The sequence below is a fragment of the Sphingomonas sp. MMS24-J45 genome (assembly GCF_044881195.1).
Classification (GTDB): Bacteria; Pseudomonadota; Alphaproteobacteria; order Sphingomonadales; family Sphingomonadaceae; genus Sphingomonas.
Genome location: NZ_CP173255.1, coordinates 3,623,022 through 3,636,666, shown reverse-complemented (window position 1 = coordinate 3,636,666; position 13,645 = coordinate 3,623,022). Strand labels below are relative to the sequence as shown.

General features: G+C 64.8%; 9 protein-coding genes. 4 read left to right on the top strand and 5 right to left on the bottom strand.

Annotation, left to right across the window (positions count from 1 at the left end):
• Nucleotides 1–107: 107 nt before the first annotated feature.
• Genes AB5I39_RS17475 through AB5I39_RS17460 form a run of 4 tightly spaced genes read right to left on the bottom strand, consistent with a single transcriptional unit; the run spans nucleotide 108 to nucleotide 6,626 of the window.
• On the bottom strand, nucleotides 108–749 hold the full coding sequence (locus AB5I39_RS17475) for a hypothetical protein (protein ID WP_404369734.1): 642 nt from the start codon (nucleotides 747–749) through the stop codon (nucleotides 108–110).
• Entirely contained in the window at nucleotides 749–2,179 is a 1,431-nt protein-coding gene (locus AB5I39_RS17470; RefSeq protein ID WP_404369733.1) for an efflux transporter outer membrane subunit, read from the bottom strand. Before AB5I39_RS17470 ends, AB5I39_RS17475 begins: the two co-directional genes overlap by 1 nt.
• Nucleotides 2,176–5,367, bottom strand: coding sequence for an efflux RND transporter permease subunit (locus tag AB5I39_RS17465; RefSeq protein ID WP_404369731.1), 3,192 nt, complete (start codon nucleotides 5,365–5,367; stop codon nucleotides 2,176–2,178). Before AB5I39_RS17465 ends, AB5I39_RS17470 begins: the two co-directional genes overlap by 4 nt.
• Nucleotides 5,364–6,626: an efflux RND transporter periplasmic adaptor subunit gene (locus AB5I39_RS17460; protein WP_404369730.1), complete on the bottom strand. Its 1,263-nt coding sequence runs from the start codon at nucleotides 6,624–6,626 to the stop codon at nucleotides 5,364–5,366. Before AB5I39_RS17460 ends, AB5I39_RS17465 begins: the two co-directional genes overlap by 4 nt.
• 87 nt (nucleotides 6,627–6,713) lie before the next feature.
• Between AB5I39_RS17460 and AB5I39_RS17455 the strand changes: the two genes are divergently transcribed.
• The 4 genes from AB5I39_RS17455 (at nucleotide 6,714) to AB5I39_RS17440 (ending at nucleotide 10,886) form a co-directional block, all read left to right on the top strand.
• Entirely contained in the window at nucleotides 6,714–7,388 is a 675-nt protein-coding gene (locus tag AB5I39_RS17455; RefSeq protein ID WP_404369728.1) for a response regulator, read from the top strand.
• Between the two features lie 8 nt (nucleotides 7,389–7,396).
• Nucleotides 7,397–8,710, top strand: a complete 1,314-nt coding sequence (locus tag AB5I39_RS17450) for a sensor histidine kinase (RefSeq protein WP_404369726.1) — start codon at nucleotides 7,397–7,399, stop codon at nucleotides 8,708–8,710.
• A 165-nt stretch (nucleotides 8,711–8,875) separates the two neighbouring features.
• Nucleotides 8,876–9,553, top strand: coding sequence for a response regulator transcription factor (locus tag AB5I39_RS17445; RefSeq protein WP_404369725.1), 678 nt, complete (start codon nucleotides 8,876–8,878; stop codon nucleotides 9,551–9,553).
• 1 nt (nucleotide 9,554) lies between these two features.
• Nucleotides 9,555–10,886: a sensor histidine kinase gene (locus AB5I39_RS17440; protein WP_404369723.1), complete on the top strand. Its 1,332-nt coding sequence runs from the start codon at nucleotides 9,555–9,557 to the stop codon at nucleotides 10,884–10,886.
• A 59-nt stretch (nucleotides 10,887–10,945) separates the two neighbouring features.
• Here the strand turns inward: AB5I39_RS17440 and AB5I39_RS17435 are convergent, their stop codons facing one another.
• The gene (locus AB5I39_RS17435; RefSeq protein ID WP_404369721.1) at nucleotides 10,946–13,576 is read right to left on the bottom strand and encodes a TonB-dependent receptor; all 2,631 of its coding nucleotides are present in this window, start codon (nucleotides 13,574–13,576) and stop codon (nucleotides 10,946–10,948) included.
• Between the last annotated feature and the right edge of the window lie 69 nt (nucleotides 13,577–13,645).

The window sequence follows — 13,645 nt, the reverse complement described above, 5'->3', positions numbered from 1 at the left end:
ATTGACCTCGCTGCCAGGCCCGTTCCTCCATCCCGAGGGAAGCCGAAACAGGCGCGTGGTGACGCAGCTGTGCCGTCCGGTTGATGAAAACCGGATCTCGTCACACGTTAGCGGTGAACCCAGATACGGTCATGCCCAAGGTCGAAAATTACGCGAACATGCCGCAATGCGTAAAGACCGACCACTGGCTTCGGCCCGTCGCTGACCTCGACCTTCGGTAGCGCGACCCCGCCGACCTTTACCGCACTTCCCGCGTTCAGCCCGTGCATGGTAACGCCGACCGCCCGCGACAGGTCCAGCCGTGCAGATACCGGCGTGCCGGTCCCCCCGGCGAGGTCGACCGACACGCTGCCGTCCGGTTCGTGATGAAGCGCGATCGGCTGTGCGCGACGCTCAAAGCGGGTTGCCTCGCTCGGTGAGAGCGGCCGCACGCGTTGATGGGCGAAGTCGATCTCGATAGGATTTTCGTCGAGCACATCCTGGCCAAGTCGTATCGCGGCTCCTGTGCTTGGCTGTCCCTCTATGCTTTCGACCCGGGCGCGAAAGGTCTCGGCGCGCAGGTGAATGCTCACATCGCCGCCTCCGCGTCGCGCTGCGAGCCGAGCGGACAAGTCCGGGCTGATTGCCGATGTCGAGGCCCCCGGCACGATGGCAAGACGAACAGGAATATCGTTGACGCGTCCGTTCAAGAGCAGGGTTGCCCCGATCAAGACGAATTTGCCGCTGGTTGCTCCGATCGGGCCCGCCATCATCGTTCCTCCACAACGCCGCCGCCGGCCGCCTGAAAGATCGCGACCGTATCGCTCAGGCGTGCCGCGCGCGCCTGGATGAGCTGCGCGCGCGCTTGCGCGTCAGCGGCAGCAGCATTGAGCAGCGCCAGCGTACCGACGTCGCCAAGGGCAAGCTGCCGTCGGACGTACACCAGCGTGCGTGCCGAAGCGTCGCTGGCGCGGGCTGCTGCATCGAGCGCGTCTGCATCGGTGCGCAGGCCGGTCAAAGCATCGGACACATCGCCAAAAGCCTGAAGGACCGAGGCGCGATATTGTGCCTTCGCCCCATCGAGCGCGGCCTCCGCCGCGTGCTGTTGATGGCGCAGGGCGCCGCCATGAAAGAGTGGCTGCGTCAGTCCGCCGATCACCGTCCAGAAGGGGTTGCCGTTCTGGAACAGATCCAAGACATGTTGCGCTGTGCCGCCACCGCTTGCGCTCAGCTGAATGCTCGGCAGTCGTGCCGCGATCGCGACCCCGACATCCGCGCCGGCTCCTTCCAGTTGCGCGCGGGCGGCGCGCACGTCCGGGCGCCGTGCCAGCAGATCTGACGGGACCGTCAGCGGCAGATCGTGGGGCAATCGCAGCGCGGCGAGGGATGGCAGACGCGGCAGTTCGTTTCCCGCCGCCCGGCCGAGCAGGGTTCCGATCAGCACGCGCTGATGCGCTTCTGCCCGGACCAGCGCCGGCAAAGCCGCTTCGGCCGTTGCGAGTGCGGCCTGTTGGGTGGCGACATCGGCAGCGCCGATCGCGCCGAGCTGCTGCCGTCGCAACTGGTTTTGCAGAATGTCGCGATTGATCGACACGCTGGTCTTTGCCGCCTCAATCTGCTCGGAAAGCGACGCGCGCTGGATCACCGCAGAAATGAGATTGGCGACTACCGTCGCGCGCGCCGCATCGAGCCGGTAGCGAGCGACATCGGTTGCTGCGCGGGCGGACCGGATGCGAGCCCGATTCCCGCCGAACAGGTCCGGGCCATAGCTCACGGTCAATTGCGCGGTATGCAGCGTGTAGAGATATTGCGTGGCGTCGGTCACTGCCGGTGCCAGCGCCCGGGACACGCGGGTACGCTGCGTCTGCACGTTTGCATCGACCTGCGGTAAGGCCGAACCGGCGACCGCGCCCGCTTGCTCGCGCGCTTGGCGCAAAGCGGCGTCGGCCACGGCAAGATCGGAGGCATGGTGCAGCGCTTCATCGACCAACGCGTCGAGGTCGCTCGAGCCGAATGCCCGCCACCAATCTTGAGCGACCGGGGCAGCGGTCGTGACCTGCTCCGGCCCGGCACGCGGCGCAAAGCGTTCCGGCGCGCCCGGCGGGGGTGGCGCAACCTGTGCGTCCAGATCGCGCGGCCCGACCGCGCATCCCGAAATCGTCGGTGTCAGCGCCAACAGCGGCAGAACCAAGCGCTTCATGCCAGAGTCCCCTCTGGGTCGATCCCAGGCAATGGATGATGTCCGACGTCGCGACCGTGTGCGCCGCGATCCGCTGGCTTCACCCGGCGCGAAAAGCGGTCGATCAGCACCGGCAGCACCAGCAGGATCAGCAGCGGCGCCAGCGTCATGCCGCCGACCACGACCAGAGCGAGCGGCTTCTGCACCTGGCTGCCGATGCCGTTGGACATTGCAGCCGGCAGCAGGCCGATCGCCGCCACCAGGCACGTCATCACGACCGGGCGCAGGCTGTGGCGAACGGTTGTTGCCAGAGCCGCCGGCCGGTCTCCAAATTCGTCAATCGCCTGATTATAGGTCGTCACGACCAATATCCCGTCCATCACGGCGATGCCGAACAGCGCGACGAAACCGATCGCCGAGGAGATGCTGAAGGCGGTGCCGGTCAGCGCCAGCGCCAGCACGCCGCCGATGATCGCCATCGGGATCGCCGAGAAGGCGAGCAAACTGTCGCGGATCGAGCCGAAATTGGCATAGAGCAGCAGCAGGATCAGCAAGAGGCTGATCGGCACGACCACTTCGAGCCGGGCGACGGCGTTGTTGAGATTGTCGAGTTCGCCCGCCCATTCGAGGTGATAGCCGGGCGGCAGATGGATGCTGCGGGTGATCCGCGCGCGCGCTTCTTCCACCGCGCCGCCAAGGTCACGGCCGCGGACCGAAAATTTGATCGGGATGTAGCGCTCCTGATGCTCGCGATAGATGAACGACGCGCCCGAGGTGAGCTTGATGTCGGCCACTTCGGATAGCGGCACCTGGATCGTGCCGGTGCCACCGGGCGCAGGTGCCCCGACGGTGATGCGGCGGATCGCGTCGATCGAATCGCGCTGTTCCGATTTCAGGCGCACGACGATCGGGAAGTGGCGGTCGGTGCCCTTTTCGTACAGGTCGGCGGTCGATTGCCCGCCGATCGACGCCGCGACGGTCGCGTTGATGTCATCCGGCGTCAGGCCATAGCGCGAGGCGCGGGCACGGTCGACGTCGATGCGCACGGTCGGCTGGCCCAGTGACTGGAACACGCCGAGATCGGCGATGCCGGGGACCTTCGCCATCTCGTCCTTGATCGCGTCGGCATATTTTTCGAGCGTAGGCAGATCCGGGCCGAATAGCTTGATCGAATTGGCACCCTTCACGCCCGAGGCGGCTTCCTCGACATTGTCCTCGATATATTGCGAGAAGGAGAAATCGACGCCGGGATATTTGGCTTGCAGCCGCTTGGAGATTTCGGCGGTCAGCGTTTCCTTGGTCACGCCCGACGGCCAGGTGTTGAACGGCTTCAGCGGCACGAAGAATTCTGCGTTGAAAAAGCCGGTGGAATCGGTGCCGTCATCGGGACGGCCGTGTGCCGAGAGGACCGAATCCACCTCGGGATATTCCGCGATCATGCGGCGCACGCCGTTGACGATCGGCTGCCCCGCCTCGAGGCTGATCGAGGCGGGCAAGCTCGCGCGGATATACATATTGCCTTCTTCAAGATGCGGCAGGAACTCGATCCCGAGCGAGCGCACGCCGATCCCAGCCGCGGCAAGCAGTAAGAGCGCGCCGCCGATCGTGAGCACGCGGTTGGCGAGCGCGAAGGCGGCGGCGGGTTCGTATACGCGACGCAACCGCGCGACGATCCAGGTTTCCACTTCGGACAGTTTGTCGGGCAGCAGCAGCGTCGCCAGCACCGGCGCGACGGTGAAGGTCGCGATGAGGCCGCCGGTGATGGCATAGGCATAGGTCTTGGCCATCGGGCCGAAGATGTGGCCTTCCACCCCCGTCAGCGTGAACAGCGGCAGGAAGCTCGCGATGATGATGGCGGCGGCGAAGAAGATGCCGCGGCTGACTTCACTGGTCGCCCCAAGCACTGCCGAGAAGCGGCTGGCCATGGTGTAATGGCCGCGCCCGCTTTCGACATGCGCAGACCGCTCGACCATGTGGCGGAAGACGTTCTCGACCATGATGACGCTGGCATCGACCACCAGCCCGAAATCGAGCGCGCCGACCGACAACAGGTTCGCGCTTTCGCCCTGCAGCACCAGGATCAGGATCGCAAAGGCGAGCGCGAAGGGGATGGTCGCCGCGACAATGACGGCGCTCCGCAGATTGCCGAGGAACGCCCATTGCAGGAAGAAGATCAGCGCGATCCCGGCCAGCAGGTTCTCCAGCACGGTGTGGATCGTCAGGTGGATCAGGTCGGAACGGTCATAGATGCGGTCGAGATGGACGCCCGGCGGCAGGATACCCGAGGCGTTGATGTCGGCGACTTCCTTCTGCACCGCCTCGATCGTCGGCATCGACTGGGCGCCGCGCTGCATCAGTACGATGCCCTGAACGATGTCGTCCTGATTGTTATAGCCGGCGATGCCGAGCCGCGGCGCATTGCCGATCTGGACGCGGGCGACATCCTTCAACAGGATCGGCTGCCCCGCTGCCGTGCCGACCAGCACGTTTTCGATGCCCGAAACCGACTGGATCAGCCCGACGCCCCGCACGATCGCGGCTTGCGCGCCGAAATTGATCGTCTGGCCCCCGACATTGCCGTCGCTCTTGCCGAGCGCCGCGAGGACTTGCCCGACGGTGACGCCGTGCGCCGCCAGCCGGTCATTGTCGATGACCACGTCATACGCGCGCAGCTTGCCGCCCCAGCCGGTGACGTCGATCACCCCGGGAATGCGTTTGAAGCGGCGTTGCAGCACCCAATCCTGCAACGTCTTCAAATCCATCACCGAATAGCCGGGGGGTGCCGTGATCTTGTAGCGATAGATTTCGCCAACCGGGCTGGTCGGCGACAGCGACGGCTGGGCTCCACCTGCCAGCGGCGGCAATTGCGACAAGCGGTTGATGACCTGCTGCTTGGCGGCTTCGTTGGTGAGATCGTAGCTGAACTGGATCTTGATGTCGGAAAGACCGAACAGCGAGATTGCGCGGATCGCGGTCAGATGGGGAATGCCCGCCATGCCGACCTCGATCGGAATGGTGACGTTGCGTTCCATCTCCTCGGCCGAAAGACCGTGAGTCTGGGTGATCACCTCCACCATTGGCGGAACGGGATCGGGATAAGCCTCGATATTGAGGTTCCAGAAGCCGATCGCGCCGGCGACCAGCATCGCGGCAAAGATGCCGACGATCAGCAGCCGCTGGCGCAGCGAGAATTCGACGATCCGGTTCATTCGCCGAGACCTGCCTCGTTGACGAACAGCGCGCCCGCGGTGACGATCCGCTCGCCCGGCTTCAGCCCGGCGCGGACGACGACGGTGCCGTCTTGTTCATCGCCCACGGTCACGTTGCGCGCCTGCAACAGGCCATCGGGCCGCACGACCCACACCCGGGCAGAGTCGCCCTCATGGATGACCGCCACGCTCGGCACGAGCAGCGCGGCGTCGCTTTGCGGCCGCTGGATCGCGAAACTGGCGAACATCTGCGGCTTCAACGCCTTGTCGGGGTTGGCGATCGTCGCGCGCACCGGCAGGCGATGCGTCTGCGGATCGAGCGCGGCACCGACCAGATCGACCGTCGCATGGAAGCTGCGGCCGGGCAGCGCCGGAGTCGTGACCGTCACCTGATCCCCGACATGCACCGCATCGGCATCGCCCTCGGCGACTTGCGCGATCAGCCAGACGCGTGACGGATCGGTGATGGTCATGACCGGCTTGTCGCCACCTTGCGAGACATATTGGCCCGCCGACACGTCGCGCGAGGCGATCAGGCCCGCGATCGGAGCGTGCAGCGTGGTACGGTCGTGGATGCCGGCGACCTCACCGACATTTTCGAGCTTGCCGATCTCGCCAGGCGATTTGCCGAGGATCGCCAATTTGTCGCGCGCCGCGCCCAGCGCGGCGGCAGTGGTACGCGCTGTCGCCTGCGCCGCGATCAGATCGGTCTGGGCCTGTTGATAATCCTTTTGCGCACCGCCTGCGGTCTCAAATATCTGGCGCTGGCGCTCGGCATTGCGCGTCGCCGTCGCGAGTTGCGCCTGCGCGTTCTGATAGGCGGCGCGCGCCGCGAACAAGCTGCTGCGCGCATCGACAAAGTCGCTGGTCTTGACCAGGAGCAACGGCTGCCCGGCGCGCACATATTGCCCAGCGTCGGCCAAGACCCGGACGATCTGACCGGCATAGGGCATCAGCACCGGCGTGCTGCGGTCGCCGTCGACGGTGATGGCGCCGCTTGCAAGCGTGCGATCTTCGGACGCCGCATAACCGACCTGCATCGTTTTCAGGTCCGCCATCTGCTCACGGCTCAAGCGCAGCGTTCCCGGTGGGGTGGAGGGCAGGGGGGCGGGCTCGCGATGTGTGAGCGCCGTGATCGCCCACCAGAGCAGCGCAAGGCCGATCGCAGCGCCCGAGAGCAAAGCGAGCCACCGTATCTGCTTGCGCTGCGTGAGCATGCGGGTTGACGGGAGCGATTGTGGGGGGAGGGAAGCGTGCATCATGGGCCCTGTCGCGGCGGGACTGGCACCCCTAGGCGCGCTGCCTTACAGCGCGCTTACAAATGCTGCATTGCAGAAAGTCGGACGATGCGGATCCTGTTGATCGAAGATGATGACGCCCTCGCTGCGCCGCTGATCGATGCCCTCACGCGACGCGGAGTGGTTGCCGATCACGCACGGCGCGCCGAAGAAGCGGAGGAGTATCTGGCGGCAATCGATTATGCCGCTGTCTTGCTCGATCTCGGCTTGCCCGATGGGGATGGCATCGCACTGCTTGCACGGATGCGCCGCAATGGCGACAATCGTCCCGTACTCGTACTGACGGCGCGTGGTTCGATCGACGCCCGCATCCTTGGTCTGAATGAGGGTGCCGACGAATACATGGTCAAACCGTTCGACATGGACGAACTCCATGCCCGGCTGCTCGCGGTGCTTCGGCGGCGCGACGGCTACGCAGGCAAAGCTCTTCGCTGCGGCGCGCTGGAATTCGAAGTGCAAACCCGGACAGCGTCGATCGGGTCCAGACCGCTCGCGCTCTCCGCAAGGGAAACACAATTGTTGGAGCTATTGATGCGGCGGGCCGGCAAGGTCGTCGTCAAACGCGCCGTGGAAGATCAACTGTTCGGCCTTGATGGGGAGTTGGGGTCCAACGCCGTGGAGGTCTATGTCCATCGCTTGCGCAAAAAGCTGGAAGACGGCGCGAGCGGCGTTCGCATCGAGACGGTGCGCGGCGTCGGCTACATGCTCGTTTCGGCCGCATGAAGGTCCGAATGCCGCGTTCGCTGTTCGGTCAATTCGTCGCACTGCACGCGGTGATCGCGGTCGCGGCCGCAGTCATCCTGTTCGCCAGTGCCACCACCGTGCTGCGTCAGACCGCCAACCATTTCCAGCGTGACCTGTTACGCCGACAGGCAGCGACGTCGACGGCGGCGTTGGCAACGGGCACGCCTCCGGCGCGTGTCGTGACGGTGTCCAGCGGGATGGCGGTGAGCGTGGTCGATCGCGATCGCCGCGTCTTGAACTCCTATGGTGCTGCCCGCCCGGAGGTGGTGGCAGCCGCGCCTCTGGGCACAAGGGCGCAATTCTTTCACGTCCGCGCGGTCGAGGGATTGAGCGTGCCGCACAAAAACGGCTGGATCATCGTGTCGCAGGACGATGCAGACCCGGCTGTGGTGACCGACGACATTGTCCGCACGTTCCTCCTGCGCTTTGCGCTGATCTGCTTGCCGATCGCGGCGCTGGTGCCGCTGATCGGGGCGCTTCTGGCCAGGCGATTGACCTTGCGGATGCGTGCCGTGTCGCTGATCGCGGGGCAAATCGGCCCAAGGTCGCTCGACATTCGGTTGCCACGTGGTCAGTTGCCGCTCGAAGCGGAACCCTTGGCCGAGGCCACCAACGCGGCGCTCGATCGGCTAGCGGCCGCGATCCAGGTTCAAACCGCCTTTGCTGCCGATGTAGCACATGAACTCCGCACCCCTTTGGCGGTCGTTCGCCTGCGCGCCGATCCGGTGGCCGATCCCGCCGTCCGCGCGGCGCTGCTGTCCTCGGTGGATCGCGCCGCCAGGGTGATCGACCAGTTGCTGGCGCTGGCCGATCTTGAACGGCCGATCGATGCGCACGGAACGGAGGTCGATCTGCACGCCCTTGCGGAGGGTGTCGTGATCGATTGCGCGCCGGCCGTGTTTGCCTCTGGTCGGACGATCGCGTTCGAGCCCGACGATGCCCCCGCACGCCGCTATGGCTATCCCGAAGCGCTTGCCTTGGCGCTTCGAAATCTCGTCGACAATGCGACGCGCCACACGCCGCCCGGAACGGCGATCGTCGTCCGAAGCGGTCCGGGGCCGCGCCTCAGCGTCAGCGACGACGGTCCCGCCGTTCCGGAAGCGGACCTGTCGCGCCTCACGGATCGGTTATGGCGTGGCGCGGGGGCGAATGTCGCCGGATCGGGGATCGGGCTCTCCATCGTCGATCGGATCGCGCGCGCGCATGGCGGGCACCTCTGCGTGTCCCGCGGCCCCGGTGAGCGCGGTTTGAGCTTCGAGATCGTGATCGGTGCATCGGATTTGGTCGAAAATCGCTCTTGAAAGGTCGAGCGCTGCACGCGAGCCCCGCGATGCTGCTCCGGCAATCCGGGTTCGCTTGGCTTGAGATTGGGCCGCAATGCGTTAGGGAGCGCTCTTGCGCGGTCTCCCGGCGCGCGCATTTCTTCTCCCGAAAGGCGTCATGCCTACACCGATGCGTCCAGGCCGATGAAAATCTTGATCGTCGAGGATGATCATCGCGCCGCCAAGCTCCTGGCCGCAGCGCTGACGGAGATCGGGCACACGCCAGTCGTCGCAACGGATGGAAGAGCGGCATTGTCGCTGGCAAGCGCCGAAATGTTCGATGCGGTGTTGCTCGACGTCATGTTGCCGCATCTGGACGGCGTCTCCGTCGCCCGCGCGCTTCGCGAACGCGGATTGAGCACGCCGATCCTGATGCTGACTGCGCTTGGCGATCTCGACGACCGGCTTGCGGGGCTCGACGCGGGAGCCGACGATTATCTGGTCAAGCCGGCCGAACCGCTCGAAATCGAGGCCCGAATCAAGGCTATCAAGCGCCGTGCCGAGCGCACCAGCGAAACCGGTGTGCTGCGGGCCGGCGACGTCGAGGTCAACGAGATCAAGTTTCGCGCGGTCCGCAATGGCCGCCTGCTGGTGCTGCCCAAACTCGAATTTCAGGTGCTGTGCGAGCTGGTGCGCCACCGCAACAGCGTGGTGACGCGGGCGATGTTCTACTCCAGCGTGTGGGGCTTCGATTTCGAGCCGACGACGAACATCGTCGAATCCTACATTCGGCGAGTCCGGGTCCAGCTCACCTTGAACGGCGAGGAAGACCCGATCGTCACGGTCCGGGGCGTGGGCTATATGATGACCGGCGAAGGCTGACGTGCCGCGCCGGTCGCTTCGCGGCATCGCGCTGATTTATGTTGCCGCGATTCTGGTCGCGTTGCTCGTGCTCCGGGGGGCCACCTACAGCATTGCGCACCACGCGCTCGGCATCGAGGTCGATCGGCGGCTTGCGCTCGAGGCGGATGAGATTACGCGCGCAGGCTCGCTTCCCCGGGTGATCGCGGCGATCGATCGTGAACAGCGTGATCATGACAGCGCCGATCTGTTCTTCGCGGTGTTCGATGCGACTGGCCGACAGGTCAGCGGAACGCTCAAGTTGCGGCAGGTGCCGCCGCTCGGCTTTTCCGATTTCGACGAGCGCGCCGGCGTTCCCGGGGTCGGCCACGGGCGCATCCTGACGCGCCGCCTGGCCAATGGCACAACGCTCAGCGTGATTTCGGACAATGACGATATCGACGCATTCGACGCGCTGATGTTCCGGGTTCAACTGATCGGCCTCTTCCTGACGATGCTGATCGTGGCGGGCGGCACGGCCGGGATGATCTGGGAGATCAGCCGCAGACTGCGGTCGATGCAGCGCACGGTCGATGCCGTGATGGCGGGCGATTTCCATCGCCGGATTCCCCAAACCGGGAGCGGTAGCGAATTCGATCAGCAGGCCGCCGCGTTCAATGCGATGCTCGATCGCATCGGCACGCTGATGAATGACATCCGCCATGCCGCGAAGGATGTGGCGCACGAGCTGAAAAGCCCGCTGGCACGGCTGCGGAACCGTTTGGCGGCGATCGAGCGTCGGTCGACCGGTACCGCGCTTGCGCCGGAGATCGCAGATGCGCTGGACGAAACCGATCAACTGCTCGACCTGTTCGCCAGCCTGTTACGGCTGTGGGAGATTGAGGGTGGCCATCGGCGCGAGCGCTTCGAGCCGCTCGATCTCGCGGTGCTCGCACAGGAGACGTACGACGCCTTGACGCCGGTCGCGGAGGATTCGGGCCATCGCCTTATCCTGCGGGGCGCACGATCGGTGCCGCTGAGGGGTGAGCGCAATCTCTTGCGCCAATTGCTGGTCAATCTGATCGAAAATTCGATCCGCCACACGCCGTCCGGAACCGAGATCGAGCTCAGCGTGGTGTCGTCGCCGACGGGCGCGCGGCTGATCGTGACCGATCGCGGGCCCGGTATCCCGCCCGACCAGCACGCGCAGGTCATCCGCCGTTTCGGGCGCCTGGAATCATCGGTCGAGGCACCCGGTCATGGCATCGGCCTCACGCTGGTCGATGCGATCGTGCGGCTGCACGGCGGGACGCTGGCGCTGGCAGATGCCGCACCCGGCCTGCGCGTCGTCATCGAAATGCCGCGCGACGTATAAAACCCGGCCCGAGCGAACGCTCGGACCGGGTTTCGGAGACGGTGGGCAATCGCGCGGGATCAGAAATTCGCGGCGAGCTCCAGCCCCCAGGTGCGCGGCGCGTTGAAATTGCCGTAATCGCCCAGCACACCGCCATAATTGGTCGGGTTCGTCGTGCCATTGAAGTTCACGACCGGCGTCGAGTTCGCGGCCGAGCGGCGATAGACATAGGTCGTGTCGAACAGATTGCGCGACCACACCGAAACCGTGACCTTGTTGTGATCGCCCACCGCGATATCGGCCAGCGCGAGGCGACCGTTCACGACGAAGCTCGCATCGGTCTTGGTCGGCTCAAGCTGGAAGCTGTACTGGCTGCTGGAGTAATTGCCGTCGAGATGCAGCCGGATGCTGGCGTCGGCGACATGCACCGGCAGCACGTAATCGATCGCGCCCGACGCCGCGTTGGTCGGCGTGTAGACGAGATACAGTTGCTGCGCCGGGCTCGCCACCGTCGTGCCGCCGACGGTGATCGAATAGGACGCCTTGGGTGCTCTCCAATAGGTATAGGCATAGGATGCCGTCAGCGTCAGGTCGCGTGTCGGCTTCACGGTCAGATCGGCCTCGATCCCGCGGATCTTGCTGTCCCCGGCATTCTGCGTCTGTTCGATATGGGCGCCCGAGGTCGGGCTGGCGCTGTTGGTGTCGAAGAAGTCGAAGTCGAACTGCGTGTTCTTGCGGTTCATGATGTAGCCAGCGAGGTTCAAGCGCGCCTTGTGATCCCAGAAATCCGCCTTCATGCCGACTTCGTACGATTTGACCGCCTCCGGCCCGAACGCGTTGAAGCTTTGCGAACGGTCGTTCGCGCCGCCGGCCCGGAAGCCGGTCGCATATTTTGCATAGAGGTGGATGTCCGGCGTCGCATCGAGCGAGATGTTGACCATAGGATCGAACCGGCTGACGCTGTTCGAGAACAGGAACGGCGTCGCCACGCTGTTGGCAACCGCGCTGATCGGATTGAGATCGGACCGGTTGTTGACGACGTAGAGCTGACCGCGGCGTTTGTCCTTCGTGTAGCGGCCCCCGGCCGTGATATGGAGGATGTCGAGCCCCGACGGCGTGTACGTCAGATTGCCGAACACCGAATAGCTATGATCATAGGCGCCGCTGGCGCGCGTGATGAACTGACAGCTATTGGCGAATTGCGGCACCGTTCCGGCAAGCGTGTTGTTGCAGGATGCCGCATATTGCTGATAGCCCGAATTCGCAGAGGTGATCGGACCGGTGACCGATGAATCGATCACCGGGCTGCGCACCGTCAGCGCGGTGCCGCTCGCGTTGAACTGATTGCTCAGCGGGGTCGCGGCATATTCGGTGGCGTGTTCGGTGAAATAATAGGCGCCGACGACGTAATCGAATTGCGGAATGCTGCCGACTGCCTGGAATTCCTGGCTGAACTGGTGCTGGCGCAGAAAGGACAGGCTGTAGCGGCTGACATTTGCGTTCGGCACGAAGGTGCTCCGCGCCGTGCCGCCCGAATTGTCCCACTGATCGGTCGAAACGCCGCGCCACGCGGTGATGGAGCGCAGTTCGATCCACGGTGCGAGCGCGTATTTCAGGTTTGATGTGAAGCCGTGCGTGATATCGACGCTCGGCTGCTGCGGAACGCCGACATCGGAGACATATTGACGTTCCGGGTGAACGCCCTGGATCGGCGCTTTCGGCGCGATGCAGACCGAAGCCAGCGTGCCGCCGCAGCGTGTTCCTGCGGTACCGGCCGCCGTGCCCTGTTGATAGAGGACCGGCGTTGCGTCGATCGTGCCGGTTAGCGGGTTGATGTACGTGCCGACCGCGTAATTGTTCGGGTTATAGCTCAGCAACTGGCTGAAGTTCGGCGTGTTGTCGTCCTTCGCATAGTCGTAAGAGAAATCGGCGGTCAGGCCGCTGACCGGCTGCCAGCGGGCCGCAGCGCGGCCACCCTTGCGATCGTAATAGTTCCAGCCAGTCGAACCCGCGAGCGGGTTCTTCACGGTCGGATCCTGATGTTGATACACGCCGTCGAACTTGAGCGCGATGTCGTAGAAGGCGGGCAAATCGAGATGCAGCTCGGCGTTGCGTCCGCCGAAATTGCCCAGCCCGCCGACGAACCGCCCGCCGAACGCGCCGGTTGGTGCCTTGGTGACGAGCGACAGCGCGCCGCCTTCGGTGTTGCGGCCGAACAGCGTGCCTTGCGGGCCCTTAAGCACTTCGATCCGCTGAATATCGAACAGTGCCGCATTGAGGCCCTGCGTCTTACCCAAGGCGACGCCGTCGATATAGACGCCGACGCCACCGTCGCGTGCGGTCTGGTTTTGGTCATAGGGCACGATGCCGCGAATGCCGATCGTCAGCGCCGACTGGCGCGCTTCAAAGGTCGCGACGCGGAGCGACGGGATGGTGCCATCGGCCAGATTGATCAGGCTCAGGACGTGGCGATCGGTCAACGCCTGCGTGTCGAGCACGCTTATCGAGATAGGCGTTTTCTGCAGATTGGTTTCCCGCCGCGTCGCCGTAACAACAATGTCGCCCAATCCCTGATCGTCGGGCGTCGTGGTCGCTGGAGCGGTAGTGGCTGGCGGTGCGGCATTGGGCTGCGCCGTCGCCGAAGTTGCGGCGAAAGCGAACACCGCGCCGCCGATCATCAAGTGCAGGCGCTTGGCCTTTTTGAACGTCATACTGTGTCCCCAAAGCATTCGGTCGGTTACGATCCGATGGCGGGGCGATAGGGAAGATGTAGGACGTTT